The organism is Chitinophagales bacterium (genome assembly GCA_017303415.1).
In the GTDB taxonomy this organism is placed as follows: Bacteria; Bacteroidota; Bacteroidia; order Chitinophagales; family Chitinophagaceae; genus SpSt-398.
The window spans coordinates 70745-91437 of the sequence record JAFLBJ010000002.1 but is presented as its reverse complement, the minus strand read 5'-3'; the positions used below and the strand labels follow the sequence as shown (position 1 = coordinate 91437).

General features: G+C 47.2%; 16 protein-coding genes. 7 read left to right on the top strand and 9 right to left on the bottom strand.

Annotated elements, in window-relative coordinates:
- Nucleotides 1-16: 16 nt before the first annotated feature.
- On the bottom strand, nt 17-1009 hold the full coding sequence (locus J0M30_14130; GenBank protein MBN8668634.1) for an NTP transferase domain-containing protein: 993 nt from the start codon (nt 1007-1009) through the stop codon (nt 17-19).
- Between the two features lie 154 nt (nt 1010-1163).
- On the opposite strand from J0M30_14130, the gene J0M30_14125 reads away from it, so the two are divergent.
- Together J0M30_14125 and J0M30_14120 are read left to right on the top strand one after the other, a co-directional pair.
- On the top strand, nt 1164-2441 hold the full coding sequence (locus J0M30_14125) for a serine hydroxymethyltransferase (protein MBN8668633.1): 1278 nt from the start codon (nt 1164-1166) through the stop codon (nt 2439-2441).
- 71 nt (nt 2442-2512) lie between these two features.
- The gene (locus tag J0M30_14120) at nt 2513-2935 is read left to right on the top strand and encodes a DUF4293 domain-containing protein (protein MBN8668632.1); all 423 of its coding nucleotides are present in this window, start codon (nt 2513-2515) and stop codon (nt 2933-2935) included.
- A gap of 148 nt (nt 2936-3083) precedes the next feature.
- Here the strand turns inward: J0M30_14120 and uvrA are convergent, their stop codons facing one another.
- On the bottom strand, nt 3084-5927 hold the full coding sequence (gene uvrA, locus J0M30_14115; GenBank protein ID MBN8668631.1) for an excinuclease ABC subunit UvrA: 2844 nt from the start codon (nt 5925-5927) through the stop codon (nt 3084-3086).
- 283 nt (nt 5928-6210) lie between these two features.
- On the opposite strand from uvrA, the gene J0M30_14110 reads away from it, so the two are divergent.
- Entirely contained in the window at nt 6211-6792 is a 582-nt protein-coding gene (locus J0M30_14110; protein ID MBN8668630.1) for a sigma-70 family RNA polymerase sigma factor, read from the top strand.
- A 95-nt stretch (nt 6793-6887) separates the two neighbouring features.
- On the opposite strand, the gene J0M30_14105 is transcribed toward J0M30_14110, so the two are convergent.
- The 5 genes from J0M30_14105 to J0M30_14085 form a co-directional block, all read right to left on the bottom strand.
- Nucleotides 6888-8834 (bottom strand): thioredoxin family protein, encoded by a 1947-nt coding sequence (locus J0M30_14105; protein ID MBN8668629.1) that lies wholly within the window; start codon nt 8832-8834, stop codon nt 6888-6890.
- 73 nt (nt 8835-8907) lie between these two features.
- On the bottom strand, nt 8908-9357 hold the full coding sequence (locus tag J0M30_14100) for a hypothetical protein (GenBank protein MBN8668628.1): 450 nt from the start codon (nt 9355-9357) through the stop codon (nt 8908-8910).
- 116 nt (nt 9358-9473) lie between these two features.
- Nucleotides 9474-10157, bottom strand: coding sequence for a phosphoribosylformylglycinamidine synthase subunit PurQ (gene purQ / locus J0M30_14095; GenBank protein ID MBN8668627.1), 684 nt, complete (start codon nt 10155-10157; stop codon nt 9474-9476).
- Nucleotides 10158-10491: 334 nt separating this feature from the next.
- Entirely contained in the window at nt 10492-11466 is a 975-nt protein-coding gene (locus J0M30_14090; protein ID MBN8668626.1) for a hypothetical protein, read from the bottom strand.
- Nucleotides 11467-11480: 14 nt separating this feature from the next.
- Complete coding sequence (locus J0M30_14085; protein MBN8668625.1) at nt 11481-13007, bottom strand: hypothetical protein; 1527 nt, start codon at nt 13005-13007, stop codon at nt 11481-11483.
- 245 nt (nt 13008-13252) lie between these two features.
- Here J0M30_14085 and J0M30_14080 point away from each other — a divergent pair, with 245 nt between their 5' ends.
- The 4 genes from J0M30_14080 (at nt 13253) to J0M30_14065 (ending at nt 18505) form a co-directional block, all read left to right on the top strand.
- On the top strand, nt 13253-15214 hold the full coding sequence (locus J0M30_14080; protein MBN8668624.1) for a KUP/HAK/KT family potassium transporter: 1962 nt from the start codon (nt 13253-13255) through the stop codon (nt 15212-15214).
- Nucleotides 15215-15388: 174 nt separating this feature from the next.
- Complete coding sequence (locus J0M30_14075) at nt 15389-16177, top strand: alpha/beta fold hydrolase (GenBank protein ID MBN8668623.1); 789 nt, start codon at nt 15389-15391, stop codon at nt 16175-16177.
- Between the two features lie 242 nt (nt 16178-16419).
- Nucleotides 16420-17577: a hypothetical protein gene (locus J0M30_14070; GenBank protein MBN8668622.1), complete on the top strand. Its 1158-nt coding sequence runs from the start codon at nt 16420-16422 to the stop codon at nt 17575-17577.
- Nucleotides 17578-17686: 109 nt separating this feature from the next.
- Nucleotides 17687-18505, top strand: a complete 819-nt coding sequence (locus tag J0M30_14065) for an alpha/beta fold hydrolase (GenBank protein MBN8668621.1) — start codon at nt 17687-17689, stop codon at nt 18503-18505.
- Between the two features lie 79 nt (nt 18506-18584).
- Here the strand turns inward: J0M30_14065 and J0M30_14060 are convergent, their stop codons facing one another.
- Nucleotides 18585-19526 carry a LysR family transcriptional regulator gene (locus J0M30_14060; GenBank protein ID MBN8668620.1) on the bottom strand — a complete coding sequence of 314 codons (942 nt, stop codon included), beginning with the start codon at nt 19524-19526 and terminating at the stop codon, nt 18585-18587.
- A gap of 204 nt (nt 19527-19730) precedes the next feature.
- Nucleotides 19731-20642, bottom strand: coding sequence for an LD-carboxypeptidase (locus J0M30_14055; GenBank protein MBN8668619.1), 912 nt, complete (start codon nt 20640-20642; stop codon nt 19731-19733).
- Nucleotides 20643-20693: the final 51 nt, after the last annotated feature.

Here is a 20693-nt window from a genome sequence, read left to right as displayed (position 1 = left end):
AAGCTATTCGCTTTACTTAACCAAGGTCGATATCGGTATTATCCCCAATATTCAAGGTCCTGGTTTCTCCACAGATACCTGTATCACTTCCGATCAGGGAACTGTCGAGTACGATATCGATGAGATTGGAAAAAGAACCAATAATGGAGTTGCGGATGATCGAGGAATCCACGGTCGTATTTTCTCCGATGCTTACATTTGGTCCCACAATGGAGTTCTTGATGATACAACCTTCGCCAATGCTGACAGGTTGGATGATCACAGCGTTCTCGGATTTATAATCAGCTTCTACCTGTCCGGCGAATTTCTTCAGCAATGTGGCATTTGATTCGAGCAGGGTTTCTTTTTTACCACAATCAAACCAATTCTCTACGCGAAAGGATTTAAACTGTACACCGCGGCGTATCATGCAATCCAGCGCATCGGTCAGACTGAATTCGCCCCGGTTTTTTAATCCCTGATTGATATTATCATCAAGGCATTGAAACATCTGTTCACTTTCCCGGATCTTGTACACACCAACCAGGGCCATATTGGATTTAGGGATCTGTGGTTTTTCCACCACGTGTTCAATAAACCCTTCTTCATCCATTTCAGCAACGCCGAATTCGCGGGGGTCATCCACTTTTTTTACTCCTAACATCGAATGGGGTGAGTTCAGTACTTCTTTGACGTCATACTCACAAATGGAATCACCCAATACCACGAACACTTCATCCTTTCCCACCAACTTTTTGGCGAGGGTAACGGCATGGCCAATCCCCTGCCGGTCAGTTTGATATACATAGGAGGCCTTGATGCCCGGATAGTGCTCGGTCACATAATCCTGGATCTTGTCACCCAGGTAACCTACAATAAAGATGAATTCATTGATCCCGGCATCTTTCAACTGGTCGATAATGATACTGAGCACCGTTTTACCGGCCAGGGGGATGAGCGCCTTGGGTTGAGTATATGTATGGGGACGAAGCTTGGTACCGGCTCCGGCTACTGGTATGATTGCCTTCATTGGTTTTTATTGATGCAAAAGCACCCGAAAGTAACGAAAAAACAAACAACAAAAACTTATACGATTGAGGGGGTTAGACCTTAATTTTGTGCCTCCCGAGAAAATTGATTTCGCGGAATACACTGATTTCTCAGATTATACAGAATTTCAAAATATGCAAAAAGATACACAGGTTTTTGATCTGATCAACAAAGAGCTGGATCGTCAGCGTCATGGCATTGAACTTATCGCGTCGGAAAACTTTACATCCTTGCAGGTCATGCAGGCGATGGGAACCGTTCCTACCAACAAATATGCTGAGGGCTATCCGGGCAAAAGATATTATGGTGGTTGTGAGATCGTGGATCAAATCGAAACCCTGGCCATTGAGCGTCTGAAAAAGATATTCAACGCGAGTTGGGCCAATGTGCAGCCCCACAGTGGTGCACAGGCCAATGGAGCGGTTTTTCTGGCAGTGTTAAAACCGGGTGACAAAGTGCTGGGACTTGATCTCAGCATGGGTGGTCACCTGACCCATGGAAGCCCGGCAAATTTTAGTGGTAAGACCTACCATGCGCTTCACTATGGCGTAACCAAAGACGGACTGGTGGATTATGAACAGATGGAAGCCATTGCCACCAAGGAAAAACCAAAAATGATTATTTGCGGTGCTTCTGCTTACAGCCGTGACTGGGATTATAAACGTATTCGTGCCATCGCCGATTCGATCGGTGCGGTGGTATTGGCAGATATTGCGCATCCGGCCGGACTGATCGCCACCGGATTGCTGAATGACCCCTTTGATCATTGCCATATTGTGACCTCCACCACCCACAAAACACTCCGTGGGCCAAGGGGCGGTATCATCGCTTTGCGTCATGATTTTGAAAATACCTGGGGCGTAAAAGATCCAAAAGGTAACCTGCGGACCATGAGCCAATTGCTTGACCTGGCTGTTTTCCCGGGAACACAGGGCGGCCCTCTCGAGCATGTGATTGCTGCCAAAGCCGTTGCCTTTGGAGAGATACTCTCCGATGGATTCAAAGCCTATGGTCAACAGGTCATCGCCAACGCCCAGGCCATGGCCAAAGCCTTTGTAAGCCGGGGGTATAACCTCATTAGCGATGGGACAGATAACCACCTGATGCTGATCGACCTGAGAAACAAGAATCTGACCGGGAAAAAAGCACAGGAGACCCTGGATAAAGCGCATATCACGCTGAATAAAAATGCGGTACCTTTTGATGATAAATCACCCTTTGTTACCTCGGGTATCCGGGTTGGTGTTCCCGCGATCACCACACGCGGATTAAAGGAAACCCATATGGAAACAGTGGTCGCCCTGATCGATAAGGTTTTGATGAACACAGAAGACGAATCACTGATCCTGGGCGTGAAGGAAGAAGTAAAGGAATTCATGAAACAATTCCCGCTTTATCCCGAATTAGGCTAATAATCAGTAATTAATAATAAATAGTTATTGATTATTAATTATTAATTACTCATTATAAAAATTCACTCACGATGATACAACGCATTCAATCTGTATGGCTTCTGCTGGCAGCTGTTCTTGGCGTGCTAAGCTATCAGCTTCCCTTTTATGAGGCGACAAACCAGAGCACAGACACCATGAGTGGTGGGGTAACGTATGTGAATGGAGGCAGTACGCTTTTTCTCGTTGTCCTTACCGGTGCTACGATCTTCCTGGCACTGGCCTCGATCTTTTTTTATAAGAAAAGAAAACAGCAATTGCGGATGACGATCGTCGGGACCGTTTTATCGGTCTTATTGGTCATCCTGAACTTCTCGGCCATGCGCAAACTCGGAGGCTCCGTTCCTTCGCTGACATCCCTTGTCGTTTTTGCTATACCGGTTTTGTTTGTATTGGCAGCAAGAGGTATCTGGAAGGATGAGAAATTGGTGGAGAGTTTGGATCGACTGAGATAGGATTTGACCGCTGAGAACATGAGAACGCAGAGATGCGCAGAGATATTACCCTTTAAAATGATTAAAATTTATCAGTTAATATTTCCTGTTTTTTTTGAACAATATCTCTGCGAGACTCTGCGCTCTCATGTTCTCTGCGGTGAATAGTTTAAAGGTATTTCCCTGTCAAACTCTTCTTCTCCTTCTTCATATCATTCGGTTTTCCGGCGAAGACCAGTTCTCCTCCACCGTCTCCGGCTTCGGGGCCCAGTTCAATCACCCAATCGGCGCTGCGTATGACATCTGTATTGTGTTCAATAACGAGAATGCTATGCCCTTGCTCGATCAGGGCGTTGAAGGAGGTCAGTAATTTTCTGATATCATGAAAGTGAAGGCCTGTGGTGGGTTCATCGAAAATGAAAAGGATCTTTCCACCACCCTTACCTTTCCCCAGGAAGGAGGCCAGTTTGACCCGTTGCGCCTCCCCACCGGAAAGGGTTCCGGAGGACTGCCCGAGTTTTACATATCCCAATCCTACATTGCTTAAAGGCTGTATGGCCTGGGCCAGTTTGGGTTCTTCTTTAAAGAACAGGATGGCCTCGTCCACGCTCATCTCCAATACATCGTGAATACTCTTTCCCCGGTATTGTACTTCCAATACTTCTTCCTTGAATCGTTTTCCGCCACAGGATTCGCAAACCAGGTGAACATCGGCCAGGAACTGCATTTCCACTACCTGTTCTCCCTCTCCTTTACAGGTATCGCAGCGACCGCCATCTACATTGAATGAAAAATGTTTGGGCTGAAACCCGCGCATTTTGCTGAGTGGTTGTTTGGAATATAGATCGCGGATCTCATCATAGGCCTTGATATAGGTAACCGGGTTGCTTCGCGAGGATTTTCCGATCGGGTTCTGATCGATCATTTCGATCTGGGTGACACTCTCAATATCTCCGGTAATGGCACGGTGAAATCCGACCTTGTCCCCTATCTCTCCTTTTATTTTTTTAAGCCCGGGGTAAAGTATCTGTTTCACGAGAGTGGTCTTTCCACTTCCGCTGACCCCGCATACCACGCAGAGCAGGTTGAGGGGAAATTGAACGGTGATATCTTTCAGGTTATGTTGTCTTGCCCCTTCAACAGTGATAGAGCGGTTCCATTTCCGAAGGGTTTTTGGCGGATCGATCCGGAGTTCGCCTTTCAGGTATTGACCGGTCAAACTTTTGGAGTTGGCTACCAGTTCATCATAGTTCCCTTCGGCCACCACTTCCCCACCCAGGTGCGATGCAAGCGGGCCCATGTCAATGATGTGATCCGCCTCGCGCATCATCATTTCGTCGTGTTCCACTACAACCACGGTATTATCGAGGTCACGTAATTCTTTTAATACAGCAATGAGGTTGGCCGTGTCCCGTGGGTGCAGACCAATCGACGGTTCATCCAATATATACAATGAATTGGTCAGGTTACTTCCGAGGCTTGTGGTCAGTTGAATCCGTTGGCTTTCTCCGCCACTGAGCGAATTGGCCAGGCGGTTAAGGGTCAGGTACCCAAGACCAACTTTTAAAAGGGTGTCCAACCGGTGATGGATCTCAATGAGTATGCGTTTTGCAACCTGTTTGTCATAGTCAGACAGTTGTTCATCCAGCTTCGCAAACCAGGCCTTCAGATCACGCACCGGGAGCGCGTTCAATTCGCCAATATGTAATCCGCCCACTTTCACATACAGGGCTTCGGGACGCAGCCGGTAGCCTTTACAGTCCGGACATTCGGTGCGGCCCCGGTAACGGCTTAATAAAACCCGGTATTGAACCTTGTACAGATTTTGTTCTACTTCTTTGAAAAAGTCATTGATCCCAAGGGCCGGTTTTTCTCCTTCCCAGAGCATTTGGTATTGGGCCTTGGTCAGGTCGGCTATGGGTTTATGTACCGGGAAATCGATCTTTTTGGCGGCTTTGATGAACTGTTCACGCCACCAGCCCAGCTTCTCCCCTTTCCAGGGGGCCACAGCGCCATCATACACGCTCAGTCGGCGGTCGGGTATCACCAGGTCGGCATCGATGCCCAGGACCTGGCTAAAGCCCTCGCAGGTGGGGCAGGCGCCAAAGGGGTTATTAAAGGAAAATAGGTTGGGCACAGGTTCTTCGAACTGCATCCCATCCATTTCAAACCGGTTATTGAAGTGGAGCAGGCTCTCCCCATCCACTTCAATATACACATCTCCCTCTCCTTCATAGAAAGCGGTGCCAATGGAGTCTGCCAGGCGGTGGCGGTCATCCTCATCAAAATCCTTGACAACGATTCGGTCCACCAGCACATAGGCCAACCGCCCTGAAAAGTGCGCCTTTAAATCTTTGTCTGATTTCTCCCCCCATTCTTCTATCCGGCTTACCACCCCGGAGGCCCCGGTTTTCTTATCGCGGGTATAGATCCGGGAAAAACCTTTTTGGGCCAGGATGGACAGTTCTTCACGGATATCGCGGTGGCGGTGTAATTTAAAAGAGGTCAGTATAAATACCTTGGAACCTTCCGTCAGGGTGCTGATGCTACGCAGTACATCGGTCACATCATCCTTTTTTACCTCTCTTCCGGATACAGGGGAAATGGTGTGCCCTATACGAGCGTAAAGTAACCGGAGGTAGTCGTACAATTCCGTCATACTCCCCACGGTACTACGGGGTGTTCTCGTGATTACTTTCTGTTCGATGGCGATGGCCGGGCAGAGACCCTTGATATAGTCCACATCCGGTTTATTCATCCGGTTGAGGAACTGCCGGGCATAGGCGCTGAGGCTTTCTGCGTAGCGCCGCTGGCCCTCTGCATAGAGCGTATCTATAGTGAGACTGGACTTTCCCGAACCGGATACACCGGTGACCACAATGAGGTGGTTTCGGGGGAATGCAACGTCCACATTCTTAAGATTATGGACCCTCGCGCCCTTGATAAAAATGGCATCGGAGGCGGGTACTTTCCCTCTTTTTTTCTCGGATATTTTCGATAACGGAGTAGGCATGGAAGGTTACAAAAGTACGCTTTGTCCTTACAAATCAACACATAGCATTAACATTTCCTTTTGAAAAAAGGGGAGTATACTTGTATAACCGTTGGGGTGAATAACAAATTGCCTTACTTTTATATTCACAAGCACAATAAAAAGTAAACAAGCAACCAAACAATAATCCAGCAACCAAAAAAAACAACCCGCCTATCGACTCCTGAAATCTACCCGTACTAGTCCCAAAAATCCAATAAGTAAAACCAAAACAATATCCATCCACCAAAAAACCGAGGAGTTTATGAAAGCTTATTCTCAGAAAACTGACCATGAATTGATCCATCTATTCGTTGATGGACAATTAGATGCATTAGAAGCACTTGTCCTGCGCCACAAGGACAAGCTCTACACATCCATTCTTTTCCTGGTAAAAGACAAATATCTTGCCGAAGATATTTTCCAGGATGTATTCATCCGTATCATTGACACCATGCGCGGCGGCCGGTATACCGAAGAAGGTAAATTCCTGCCCTGGGCCATGCGGATCGCACACAACCTTTGTGTTGACCATTTCCGTAAGGTAAAACGCACCCCGACCATCAAGAACGGAGAAGACAAAGACATTTTTGAAGTGTTGAATTTTTCCGAAGACAGCGCCGAAACTAAAATGATGAAGCGCCAGAGCCACGACCGTGTGCGTGAAATGCTTGACCGTCTACCGGAAGACCAACGCGAAGTGATCATTCTCCGGCACTATGCCGATATGAGCTTCAAAGAGATCGCCTCTATGACCAATTGCAGCATCAATACCGCTTTGGGACGGATGCGCTATGGCCTGATCAATTTGAGGAAAATGATGATGCAGAAGCAAATTGCCCTGTAGAAATAAAGAACATTAAATAAAAAATAAGGAATAAGAAAGTATCCTGACTTTCTTATTCCTTATTTTTTTATTCCTTATTTTTTATTCTTTATTTCTTATTTTTTCTTCCCGGCCTCTATCCCGCATTTCAGCCATGCTTCAAATTCCCGGGGATCAGGGGTATAGTATTTTGTCCGGGTAAGCGGTACCTGGTCGGCTGAAAGGATGGCATATTGAGGTTGAGAGGTGGCGCCGAAGTTGACCGTTTGAAAGGTGGCCCACTTATCCCCTACTGTAATGATCGGTTTTTCTTTTCCGCTGCTGTCCTTATAGACCATTTGTTCATTCAGAGGCAACTTGCGGCGTTCATCCACATACAGGGAGACCACTACAAATTCATCCCGCATCAATTCCTGAACTTTGGGATCGGTCCAGACACTTTCCTCCATCTTCCGGCAATTCACACAGGCCCATCCGGTGAAATCGATCAGGACAGGTTTGTTTTCCTGCTTGGCCTTTTCCAGGGCCAGTTCATATTCATTCTCCAATGGCTTGAAACCCGTAACACAGTTAACTGGTTCTTTATAGATACTGTAGCAGAGAGGCGGTGGAAATCCGCTGATCCATTTCAGGTTAGCATATTTTGTATTGGTGACACCGGGAATAAGGTATACGGTAAAAGCGGAGAAAAGTGCAATAAATATGATCCGGGTGATCCCAAACTTCTTGACAGGGCCGGAATGCCCGATCTTTAAAATACCCAGCAGATAGAGCACGACCAACAGGCTGATCAGGGCCCATGAGCCGATAAATATCTCTCGTTTGATGAGGCCCCATTGTTGTACCAGGTCAGCATTGGACAGGAACTTAATGGCGAGGGCCAGTTCCACAAAACCCAACACCACTTTTACATCGGTCATCCATCCACCTGAACGGGGAAGTGATTGGAGCCAGTTGGGAAACAGGGCAAACAGCGCAAAGGGAAGTCCAAGTGCCAAACCAAACCCTGCCGCACCTACCGTAAGTGGCCATGCGCCCTGGTTTGCAACACCCACCAGGAGCGTACCCAGGATAGGCCCGGTACAGGAAAAAGATACAATGGCCAGTGTGGTGGCCATAAAGAAGATACCTGCAATATTTCCCAGCCCGGATTTGGAATCAGCCTTATTGGCCAGAGAAGCTGGCAACCCGATCTCAAACAAGCCAAAGAAAGAAAGCGCGAAGGCGACAAATATGGCAAAGAAGGCCAGGTTCAGCCACACATTGGTAGAAATATTATTGAATATCTCCGGATTGGTATTTCCAGCCAGGTGAAAGGGCACCGTGATCAATACATAGATCAGAAATATAAACAGGCCATACATTACTGCATTGGCCACTCCCTGTTTCCGGTCCTGCGATTTTTTGGTAAAAAAGGTTACGGTTACCGGGATCATGGGAAACACACAAGGTGTCAGCAAGGCGATCAATCCCCCTGCTAATCCCAATAAAAAAATCGTAAGCAGGCTTTTGTTCTTGGTGCCATCATCTCCGCAATCACTCACCGGGTTATTGATATCGATCGAAGCGACCTTGATCGCAAATTCCTTCGACACACCGCCTTCAAGCGCCACCTGAAAAGTAAACGGCCTGGCGGTAACAAACTCGTCTCCTTTTCCATAATAGAATTGCAGACTTCCCTGCAGGGTTGCCGGAATGGTACCCGGAATGCTTACCGTAGCCTTCCATTCAGCCGGCCCTTCCTGTACTTTAACAGCTCCAAAAATGGGGCTGTTAACGGTCTGGGGTGCGTTCACGGGTTGAATCGTTCCTTCCAACAGAATACTTGAGTCGGCAAAGACAAGCTCGGCCATTTTGATCTCCGAGATCACCTGATCGGGGCTATAAACCTGCCAACCTGCGGCACCGGAGGTGGTAAAGGTCAATTCAAATTTTCCTTCGCCGGTCTTTTTGCTGTCCACTTTCCAGGTGACCAGGGTATCCGGGGCCTGAGCAGAGAGGTTGGTTTGTGCCAACAGGCTGAACAATAAAATGATCAGAACAGGTAGAGATCTTCTACGCATAATGGTTGAGTTATTTGACGATGAAGCCCAGGGTGGGTACAATGGGCTATGATCAGGAAGTGTGGTAAATGGTTCAATTCAGTGTAACACTGAAGTTGATCTTCTTGGCAGGAAGGCAGCGCTCATCCGTACAAGTTTGAAATTCGATGGTTCCGCTGGCATTGGTTCGGCCTTTGCCTTTTACTTTTACCACTTGTACAAATTCGACTTTCCGGGAGTATTGATTCGCGGAAACATCCAGCGTCTTATCGTGATACTTCTCCAGGTTTCCTACCTCTTTGATCTTGCCTTCAAAACTCAGGAGTGGGTTTTTGGTAAAAATGATCTCTGTGGGGATGGCGATCGCATCATCGGGTTGGGTCTGCGAATAAAGGTGCCATCCGGCGTCGATGGTTGCGGTCAGTTTGACCTCATATGTATTATCCGCGGTTTTCTTGGCCGTATAGGTCCAGTTTACCGGGTTCTGTGCTTTAACAGTACAAGCGGCTACAGAAAACAGAAGTATGTACAGGATCGATTTCATACATATTTTTTAAGAAGGTCATTTTGAAATGACCGGTGGAATATCCTGGACAAAAATAACCTTCAAATCCGGCTATTTTGTAACAAAAGTGACAATACTCTGTTAATGACGGACGATCAGGCTGTTTGGGGGGTCAATTGACCCGACATTAGTAAATCTTTAAGAATTTTTCGGCCATCCGTATTGCCCAGAACCGGGGATGCCGCCCTTTCCGGGTGGGGCATCATTCCAAATACGTTGCGGCTGGCATTACAGATTCCGGCGATATTTCTGGCTGCCCCGTTGGGGTTTGCCGCCGGGGTTATTTCACCCTCTTCATCGCAATACCTGAAGATCACCTGGTTATTGGCTTCCAGGGCGTCGAGTGTTTTTTCATCCGCATAATAGCGGCCTTCGCCATGGGCCACGGGGATCTTATAAATATGGCTGTCGCTGTCTTTCAGGAATACATTTTTACATACAAATTTCTGGTGCTCATTTCGCAGCAGGGCACCAGGCAGCAAATGGGATTCGCAAAGGATTTGAAAACCATTGCATACACCAAATACCTTCCCACCCCGGTTGGCAAATTCAATGACCTGCTGCATCAGCGGACTAAAACGGGCAATGGCGCCGCAACGCAGGTAATCCCCATAGGAAAAGCCACCCGGGAGAACGATACAATCATCGGTGGTGAACATACTCAGGTCCTTGTCTTTGTGCCAGAGCATTATCACTTCCTGGCCCATATCATGGACAAGGGCGTCGTGCATGTCGCGGTCACAGTTGGACCCGGGGAAAACAACAACTCCGAATTTCATGAGGCAAAAATAGGGTTTTTTTGGGGGTCGGGGGTTGGATGACGGATGTTGGATGACGGAGGACAGATGACGGATGACAGATGACAGATGACGGAGGCTGCTGTGCGAGACCTCTGGTCTCGCGCTTCCAGAAAGCCGCCTCTTGCGGCACTAAACGTTAAATATATAAAGAAGAAAAGGTTGTTATTCGAGTCGCCAGAGGCGACAAGACTATCGTGCGAGACCAGAGGTCTCGCACAGCAAGCCTCCGTCATCCGTCATCTGTCATCCGTCATCTGTCATCTGTCCTCCGTCATCTGTCATCTGTCCTCCAACCTCCCCCTCCCCCTCCCCCTCACACCAAATACTCCCGCGCCACTACAAACCCCACGGTTGCCCAGAACAACAGAAGCGGGAAAAAACGGGCTTTGGGATAGAAGTAGGCACAGCTGTGGAAGATCGCGAATGGAATGACGATCACAACAAAATTTTCGAAGTATTCGGCTTTGGAAAGAAAAGGCACAAAGAGGGACACGAGTAAATAGATCAGGACCAAACTCCAATTCTTCCGTACCTGGATCAACATCCGGCGGAGGTTGACCTGAATAAAATAACCACCTACCAGAAAGGGGATCAACATCAGTAAAGCGGCGCCGGGAAGCCAGTAAGATGGTTCAAGGACCGGAATCTGGATAGACAAAGGAGGAATTATCTTATGCCATCCCCATTCACCCGTGATCAGGAGCCAGGCGGCATAAAAATAATAAGGTGTAAGCAGGCCCATCACACAAATGATCCACTCCTGGATACGGATGGGCTTCATGACAAACAAGGCGGGCAGGACCCAGATAATGAAAAGAAAGGAAGAGGAAAGGAAAAAGGAACTCAATCCAAGGATCAAGCCGATATTAAAGACCATACCCCGGATATGCTGCTGGTTATACAACCTGAATAAGGCAAAAAAGATCAGCAAAAGAAGGGTATTGATGATCAGGGGGGCCGAGAACCAGTTCCACTCTGGCAGCAGGGAGCTGACCAACAGATAGGACATGGCCGGCAGGTAAGTGCTTTTCTGAACCATCCGGTAATCCGATACAAACCGGTTAACGATCATGGCCTGAAGGAAGATAAGAGAATAGGCCAGTGCAGCGACAACTCCCGGTGAAGCATGGGTACGAAGCCACTCAATCAGCTGATGGTAGAGAAAGGTATCGTCTTCCGTTACAAGGGGGGCATGCGGATGAGTAAATGTAGATAGCTTGAGCAGTACGCCCGCTACGAACAAAATGAGGATATTGACAGGTGTTTTCTGTTTAAATATACCGATCACCGCTATGGATTAAATTAATTGTACTCCAGTTTGGCGAAACAAATATAGTTATTGCGGTATATACAAGGAATAATCATCTGCCGGGCACTCACCTGCTTTCCGTATTTGGTCATAAACTCATAGCCTTTATCCAGGTTCTTCAGGGTTGGGTTGCGGTTGATCTTACCACCGGGTTCAAGGGCAAAATCACTGAGTAAGAGGTTACGCTTTTCAGGTATATTAAAGATAAAATGGAGGCTGCCTCCGGTGTTCATGACCTGGTAGGAAACCCGGTCATCGGATTCATCATCAAACTGCTCCTTCTTGATCACATTGTTCCATTCAAGCTGACCTTGTTTGTCAAAGGAGAGCAGGACGATATTCTCCGCGTGGTAACGGACATTCCCGGTATTGTTGCGTGAACGCCAGTACCAGTTACTGTAATAGGGTGAATAGTAGTAATAGTCCATCGGTGAAAAGAAGGGCGACCCATACATATAATCCCAGCGGTTCCAAAGCCCGCTTCTCGACGTTGTATAATATGATTCAGAGGTTACAATAAACCCGCCATCTGCCTTGGTGATGATGGAACGGATAAAGAAATCATTAAAGGCGGTACGGAAACTACCATTGTCGCGGGCTTCCCGGCGAAGGTTTTCCGAAAACTCAAGCGAGCTGTTGAGCATCGCTGCCTGCTGGGTCTTGTCCCAGACAAAGAAATACATCCCTTCGATATTTCCCCTTTTCTGTCTTACATAAAATGAGTTGATAAAATACCTTTTGCTGAAATTATCCACCTTGATCCGGAGTTCATCCAATAGCATGTCCTTAAATTCAATGGGGATATAGCGGAAGGAATCTGCATAGGCATCTTTGGTAACAATATAGGCGCTGGTAATATTGTCATTGGAGTTTCGGTAGTACTTGGTAAACACCAGGTTTCCTTCATTATCCAGCAGGAATTCACCGAGGTAATCATTTCTTTCATCCATGGGCATGACCAATTGGTCACGGCGAAGAAAGTTGAGTTTGTTGTCAAACAGCTTGGTGGTCACCACGTAGCGTTCTTTGTTCTTGCTGTTGATCTTAAAGATGATGATCTTGCTTTTATCCTCACTGGATAGGGAGGTATATATCTTGTTATTGGTGGTTATCCCGATATGGGTGGTATCGAGTTCCACGGCTTCTTCCATCTTTTTCCCGCTCCCATCAATTTTTACCCCCATACAATGGATGATCCCCCGGCGTTGATACTGGTAGATCATGTAGGTAAAATCGGAATAGGGAAAGAAATCCACATTGATCAGACGCTGGTCGGGCATATAGTCGTGTTTAACCTTACCCACCATTTTCATATCGTTATCGTAAACACAGATAAAGGACTCATTGCGAACGTTCTTGTATACCAGGAAATTGCCGTTGATCTTGCCAATGATCTCAAAATCGATCCTGCGTCCATCGTCCCGGTCGGGTTCCGAATAGACGATCTTCTGGGCCTGGGATAGGCCGATCAGGCAAAAAAGGGTAAGGAAGAGCAGGGATGTTTTTCTATAGTTATGCATTTCGTTCCATTTCTTGGTTAAAGTTACGAATAGCCTGGTAAACCGGCTGTTGGGTAAATATTAAAGTTCACCGGCTGGTTTCAAGGGTAAGATGCCGGAAAATCCGGATTTACACGAACCCTTGTTCGTATCCCATGACGAATAAGTTGGGTTTTGGGGTTGCCTGTCCCGTTTTTTTCCTTATACCTTTGCAGGTAAAATTTCAGAAAACAGGACCCACTGTTTTCTTACAACAAAACTGACACGTGAAAGTTTCGACGAACAAGGTAACCGCCGCCGGATTGATCATTGCCCTGGGAATTATTTATGGGGATATTGGTACATCTCCCCTGTATGTATTTAGTTCCATCATTGGTGATCGTGTTGTTTCGGAAGACCTGATCATAGGTAGTTTGTCCTGTGTGATCTGGACCCTTACCCTCCAAACCACCTTAAAGTATGTCTGGATGGTGTTAAAGGCCGACAACCGGGGGGAGGGAGGAACATTTGCCTTATATGCATTGGTGAGAAGACAACGTAAATGGCTGGTCATCCCCGCCATGATCGGAGGGGCTTCCCTTTTAGCGGACGGAATCATTACCCCACCTATCTCCATTACTTCGGCAGTAGAGGGGTTGGAGAAGATCCCTGCCCTGGGTATTGAAAAAGGAAGCCATATCATTTTATACATCGTGATCGGGATCCTGTTCCTGTTTTTCTTCATGCAACAATTCGGAACAGCGTCTATTGGTTCAATGTTTGGTCCGGTAATGACCATCTGGTTTTCCATGCTTGCCATATTGGGATCGGTTCATATCATGGACGATCCGGGTATCTTTAAAGCGATCAGTCCCCACTATGCCGTTCAATTTGTAACAACCTATCCCAAAGCTATCTGGATCCTGGGGGCCGTTTTCCTTTGTACCACGGGGGCGGAGGCCCTCTATAGTGACCTGGGCCATTGTGGACGGGGTAATATCCGTATCTCCTGGATCTTTGTCAAATCCTGCCTTCTGCTTAACTATTTTGGTCAGGGAGCTTTTTTGTTACATAACCATATTGGCCAAACCAAAGCGACTGCAGCCATCAATCCCTTTTATGACCTCATGCCGCAATGGTTCATCATTGCAGGGGTGATCATAGCTACCTCGGCAGCGATCATTGCCAGCCAGGCGATGATCTCCGGCGCATTTACCCTGATCAGTGAAGCCATGCGATTAAACCTCTGGCCCAAGTTGAAGATCCGCTATCCATCTGAAGAGAAAGGTCAACTCTTTATACCGGGCATCAACGTCATGATGTTTGCAGGCTGTTTGGCCGTAGTACTTTATTTTCAATCTTCCGAAAAAATGGAGGCAGCTTATGGTCTTGCCATCATAGTCACCATGATCATGACTACCATCCTTTTTTCAAATTACATGGTTGCAAAGAGGGTCAAACCCCTTTTCATCTATATTTTCCTGGCCATCTATACGCTTGTAGAGATCCTTTTCCTTATAGCCTTGTTGGATAAGTTTGCCCATGGCGGTTATTTCACCCTGATCCTGGGTGGCTTTATGTTCCTGATCATGTACGTTTGGTACCGCTCACGCAAGATCAAGAACCGGTATGTGGAGTTTGTTAGACTTGAACACTATATTCCCAAGATACAGGAACTGAGTAATGATAAGTCGATCCCCAAATATGCCACCCACCTGGTGTACCTCACCAGTGCCAATAACCCCAAGGAGATTGAACACAAGATCATTTACTCCATCCTGAACAAGAAACCCAAACGGGCCGATATCTACTGGTTTGTTCACGTAGATACGATGGATGACCCCTATACCTGCGAATACAAAGTGGACCATATCATCCCCAACGATATCATCCGGGTTGATTTCCGGTTGGGATTCCGGATGGAACCCCGGATCAACCTCATGTTCCGGAAAGTGGTGGAAGACCTGGTAGCCAATAAAGAAGTGAACATCAACAGCCGCTACGAAAGCCTGGAAAAAAACAATGTAACGGGTGACTTCCAGTTTATCGTCATGGAGAAATTCCTGAGCCAGGATAATGAACTCCCCTTCTTCGAGCGGATCGTGATGAAGATCTACTTCGGACTGAAAGAAATCAGCCTCTCGGAAGAACGCGGCTTTGGTCTCGATCCCTCCAATGTCACCATCGAAAAATTCCCCCTCATAGTAGCACCTGTGGCGAGTATGAAGTTGACGAGGGTGGAGGAGTAGGTGGGGTGGGATGAGATGTTGGATGTTGGATGTTGGATGTTAGATGTTGGATGTTGGTTTTGGTATCCAATTACTAATTTCTTACCTTATAGTCTTTTACTTACATCCAACATCCAACATCCAACATCCAACATCCAACATCCAACATCCAACACTTAACAACCACCAACCACCTTGCCTCCCCTCCTTCTATACATCCTGCTTGGTATTATCGTCCTGTCGGTACTGGCCTATTTTTTACAGGAAAAATTCATTTTCAAACCCGAGAAGCTCCGAAAGGATTTTGAATTCAAATATGATATCCCTTTTCGGGAATATTTCTTTGAACCCTCCCAAGGTGTAAGTATAAACGCCCTTCATTTTTACCGGGAAAAACCATTGGGTTTACTCCTCTATTTTCATGGAAATACGCGAAGCATCAAGGGTTGGGCAAAATATGCGCGTGATTTTTACCGGTATAATTATGATGTGGTATTGGTGGACTATCGTGGGTTTGGAAAAAGTACAGGCAAGCGCAGCGAGAAGGACATGCTCAACGACATGCAGTTCGTTTACAATGACCTCCTGTCAAAATATGCGGAAACGCACCTGATCATCTATGGCCGGAGCATGGGGAGTGGATTTGCAACCAAACTGGCCTCCGATAATAACCCCCGGTTCCTGATCCTGGATGCTCCGTATTATAGTTTTAAAAAAGTGGTCCAACGTTTCCTCCCCTTTTTACCGGTGCGTTATGTACTCCGTTTTCACCTGCGTACCGACCGATGGATCAAAGCGGTGAAATGCCATACCTATATCATCCATGGTACGCGTGACTGGCTGATCCCGATACGGCATAGTGAAAACCTGCAAAAAACAAACCCCCGAAAGATCACCCTCATCCGCATTGAAGGTGGCGGGCATAATAACCTGCCGTTTTTTGACGAATACCACGGGTTTGTGCGGGATATTTTGAAGGAATGACTTTAGGCGGGAGGGGTGAGACGTGAGGCGTGAGACGTGAGACGTGAATAGTGAATTGGCGAACTCACTATTGACTATTCACAATTCACTATTCACTATTCACCCCTCACGTCTCACGTCTCACGTCTCACGTCTCACCCCTCACGCCTCACGTCTCACGCCTCACGACCTTTAGCTTTTACTTAACGCGCCTCAACGTAACCCGGCCCTCCTTTTGCCGTCACACTAAAAACGGAGGGCTTATGAAACAGAAATTTTACCCCTACTTCTTATTGGTTTCGATGATGGTGGCCCTGGTGGGCTGCAAGAGTGCATCGAAAATGTACCAGCAAGGTAATTACGATGAGGCTGTTGAACTGGCTGCAAAGAAATTGCAAAAAAAGCCAGGTGACGCGGAACTGGTCCACGTGATACAGAATGCCTATCGCTTTGCCGTGAATGACCACGAAAGCCGTATTCAAGCCTTGTCAGCCGGACAAAGCGAAATGAAATACGAAGCGATCTACCGGGAATATGCCAGTCTGCAACGCTTATACGATGCCATCTATCATTCCCCCGAAGTAATGAATGTGGTGGAGCCGACTGATTACTCCGCTTACCTGGTGACCTATGCGGATAAAACCGCAGATGCCTATCGTGACCGTGCCTATCGCCGGATGGATATGGGTACCAGGGAAAGTTTCAAAGATGCCTACTTTGATCTGGAAAAAGCACTGGGATATCGCCGGGGTGACCTTGAACTTCTGGATGCGAAAGAGGAAGCATATGAAAATGCCCTTACCCGGGTGGTAGTGCTGCCAATGGATGATGGCCTGGATGGTTTCAGGTTCAGTTCCTATAATATGGCCGATCGCTATGACCTGGATGAACAGATCCTTCGGAACCTGAAATACAACAGCTCGAACCTGTTTGTTAAATACTACAGTCGTGCCGAAGCCCGTGGTTTGAATATCGTACCCGATCAGGTAGTGGAACTGAGGTTGAACACCCTGCAATCCGGGCGCATGCGCAACGTGGAGGATAGACGTGAGGTTAGTAAGGATATTGTAGTAAAAGAAACCGTTTACCGTCCCGACTCGGTGGTAAAAGAATATGCAAAGGTAAAAGCCATCCTGACCCTGAACCGTCGTACTTTGTCGGCCGACGGAAGCATGACCATCCTTGTCCGCGATGGAGAAGGTCGCCGAATCTGGTCAGATCATGTTTCCGGTGCCTATGACTGGGCCACTGAATTCACCACCTATACCGGTGATGAGCGTGCCCTGAGTGAGAATGATCGCAAATTGATCCGCATTCGTCCAGAAAACCCACCTTCTGATCGTGAAATGATCAATTGTGTTTTGAACGATATTCAGGCCAAGGCGAATAACCAATTGAGGAATTACTTCAACAGATTCTAAAATTTCAGATTTCCCGCAGCGGGCGCCAGGATCAAAGAATCGCGGCGCCCGTTGCTTTTTACAGGCATAGCGGGAGACCTTACACATACCAAACGCCTACCTTTGCTGCATGAAATGGAATTGGAAAAAGATCCTCAAATACCTCCGCATTACCGTTTTTGTTTATGTGGTGGGCGGGGCTTTATTATACCTCTTGCAAGACCGTATCCTCTTTCATCCGGTAAGCCTGAAAAAAGAACATACCTACAATTTCCCCCAGCCACACAAAGAGATCAACCTGCCGATCAATGAAAAATCGACCATGAACATTGTCCAGTTCACCAGTACCGATACAGCTACCAGGGGTGTGGTGCTTTATTTTCATGGAAACAAGAAAAACATAAGCTGGTACGCGAACTATGCCCCTTATTTTACCCGTGAAGGATATGAGGTATGGATGATCGATTATCCGGGTTATGGAAAAAGCACAGGCAAACTGAGCGAGCAAACATTATATCAATGGGCCGAAGTACTTTACCGGTTTGCCCTGAGCCGGTTTCCCAGCCAGCAGATCATTGTGTATGGAAAAAGCATGGGTACCGGAATCGCTGCCTATCTGACTTCGCGGAATACCTGTCAGCAATTGATCCTGGAGACTCCTTATTATGATTTCCCTTCGGTGGTAAAGCATTATCTCCCTATTTACCCCGTACATTCCTTATTACACTATCAGATTCCAACCCACGAATATCTGGCAAGAACCAAGTGCCCGATTACCATTCTGCATGGCACTAAAGACCGGGTGGTGACCTATTCCAATGCTGTTCGGTTAAAAGAGGTTTTAAAACCAGGTGATACATTTGTTACCATTAGAGGGGGAAAGCACAATGATCTGTTTGAGTTTGAAACAACAGTGAAAGCTTTGGGAAATGCAATGGATAGAAAATAACACCCCCGGAATACAGAGAAAGTACAGAATGGTTCTTCCGTGAATTCCGTTTCCCGAACCTTCGGAACTGTGAGAAAAATTATATGCCTACGGGCACCACATTCTTCGCGCTGTTTCGCTTTATTTTCTCCGGTACGGCGGCAATGATCTCCCGCTTAAGGATATCCAATAATTTTTTCTTGATAAAATCCCGGTGAACAACGAGACTTACCTGACGCATGGGAACGGGTTTACGAAACTGCCGGATCATTTGTTGTTGCCGGGCAGGAAGATCAATGGTGGAAAGCTCGGGCAATATGGTGATCCCGTCATTGATCTCCACCATGCGGCGAAGGGTTTCAATACTTCCTGCCTCGTACTCAAACCGGTGTCCGAGCTTGCTGGCCTTCTGCAATTCACAGAGGTTCATGATCTGCGACCGGAAGCAGTGCCCTTCCTCGAGTAACCAAAGTTTGTTGGGATCAATATCCCTGGCGAGTACATATTGTTTTTCATAGGCCTGGTTGTTCTTGGAAACATACACCACCAATTCTTCATAAAACAACAGATCTTCCCGTATCCCCTGCTCCATCAATGGGGTTACCAGAATACCGGCATCGATCTTCCCTTCCCGCAAACGTTGCACAATGATATCCGTCATCATTTCATTTACTACCAATCTCACCTCGGGGTATTGCGTGGTAAACTCTTTTACAAACAAGGGCAGCAGGTAAGGTGCCAGGGTGGGAATGATCCCGATCTTTAATTCCCCGGCCACGATTCCTTTACGGTGGTTGACCATTTCAATCAGTCCATCGCGCTCTTCCATGATACGAAGGGCGTGGTTGATAAACTCCATACCGAGTTCGGTGGGGATTACGGGTTGTTTACTTCGGTCAAAGATCTTTATGCCCAGATCAACCTCGAGTTTGTGTATCTGCATACTGAGCGTAGGCTGAGTTACAAAACAATCAGCAGCGGCGGCGGCAAAGTGACGGTGACGAAAAACGGCGAGGACATACTCCAGTTGTGTGAAGGTCATTTGTATAGAGTTTATCTATTAGCCTACAAAACTAATTGATTTCATTGTGTCCTTTGTGCCTCCTTTGTGCCCTTCGTGTCCTCCTACGCCCGTCTTGCGTAGGAGGACACGAAGGACACAAAGGAGGCACGAAGGACACAAAGGAGGCACGAAGGACACAAAGGAGGCATGAAGGGCACAAAGGAGGCACAAAGGACACAACGATTATTCTTCGAGGAAGACCCGCGATCTGGTGACGCGGAGTTTGTAACCTACGCCGACCTTTAGCGCGTAATTCTCTTTTTCATGGCTGACCGGAAAGCCATAACAAACGGGGTAATCGTACTCACGAACATGTTCTTCAATGATCTGGTAGGCTGATTTGCCAAAGGGACGTTCGGTATCTTTACTGTCGGTAAAACCCCCAATGATGAGTCCGGCGAGTTTTGAAAGTTTGCCGCTTCGCTTTAACTGGTACATCATCCGGTCAATATTATAGAGGTACTCTCCCACATCTTCCAGAAAGAGTATTCGTCCACGGGTTTTGATATCTGACTCCGTCCCGATCACATGGGCCAGCAAGGCCAGGTTCCCACCAATCAGTTCACCGATCCCCTCCCCTTTTCGGTTCAGTTCATGCGGTTCGCATTGGTAGCGGATCTTTTCGCCCTGCAAAACCGCCCGCAGGGATTGTACATAGTCATTGATAAATCCACCATCATTGAATGCATTGGCCATGGGGCCATGCAGGGTGGCTATGTAATGATTTGAGTAAATATGTGCATGCAGGACGGTGATATCACTAAACCCGATGATCCATTTGGGGTTCTTTTTGAATCGTTTGAAATTAAGTTGATCAATGATCCTTCCCATCCCATATCCGCCCCGGGCGCAGAGAATGGCCCGGATGGAATCATCATCGAGCATTTGTTGCAGGTCATTGAAACGTTCTTCGTCTGTACCCGAAAAATAGGTTGCTGAATCTCCGCCAACGGTCTTTCCCACTTTTACCTGGAAACCCCATTCTTCGGTAAGAACCCGGATACATTCGGCCACACGTTCAGCGGCCATGTACCCGGCGGGGCAGAGGATCCCGATCGTATCGCCTTTTTGAAGGTAAGGAGGGTATTTGATCATGGAAATTGCCTTTTTCGTTGAATCGCAAGGTAAGAATATGATCGTTATCAT

Bases quoted from the DNA above. Each gene is read 5' to 3' on its own strand.
- J0M30_14130 (MBN8668634.1), bottom strand. From the start codon at position 1,009: ATGAAGGCAATCATACCAGTAGCCGGAGCCGGTACCAAGCTTCGTCCC.
- J0M30_14125 (MBN8668633.1), top strand. From the start codon at position 1,164: ATGCAAAAAGATACACAGGTTTTTGATCTGATCAACAAAGAGCTGGAT.
- J0M30_14120 (MBN8668632.1), top strand. From the start codon at position 2,513: ATGATACAACGCATTCAATCTGTATGGCTTCTGCTGGCAGCTGTTCTT.
- uvrA (MBN8668631.1), bottom strand. From the start codon at position 5,927: ATGCCTACTCCGTTATCGAAAATATCCGAGAAAAAAAGAGGGAAAGTA.
- J0M30_14110 (MBN8668630.1), top strand. From the start codon at position 6,211: ATGAAAGCTTATTCTCAGAAAACTGACCATGAATTGATCCATCTATTC.
- J0M30_14105 (MBN8668629.1), bottom strand. From the start codon at position 8,834: ATGCGTAGAAGATCTCTACCTGTTCTGATCATTTTATTGTTCAGCCTG.
- J0M30_14100 (MBN8668628.1), bottom strand. From the start codon at position 9,357: ATGAAATCGATCCTGTACATACTTCTGTTTTCTGTAGCCGCTTGTACT.
- purQ (MBN8668627.1), bottom strand. From the start codon at position 10,157: ATGAAATTCGGAGTTGTTGTTTTCCCCGGGTCCAACTGTGACCGCGAC.
- J0M30_14085 (MBN8668625.1), bottom strand. From the start codon at position 13,007: ATGCATAACTATAGAAAAACATCCCTGCTCTTCCTTACCCTTTTTTGC.
- J0M30_14070 (MBN8668622.1), top strand. From the start codon at position 16,420: ATGAAACAGAAATTTTACCCCTACTTCTTATTGGTTTCGATGATGGTG.
- J0M30_14065 (MBN8668621.1), top strand. From the start codon at position 17,687: ATGAAATGGAATTGGAAAAAGATCCTCAAATACCTCCGCATTACCGTT.
- J0M30_14060 (MBN8668620.1), bottom strand. From the start codon at position 19,526: ATGACCTTCACACAACTGGAGTATGTCCTCGCCGTTTTTCGTCACCGT.
- J0M30_14055 (MBN8668619.1), bottom strand. From the start codon at position 20,642: ATGATCAAATACCCTCCTTACCTTCAAAAAGGCGATACGATCGGGATC.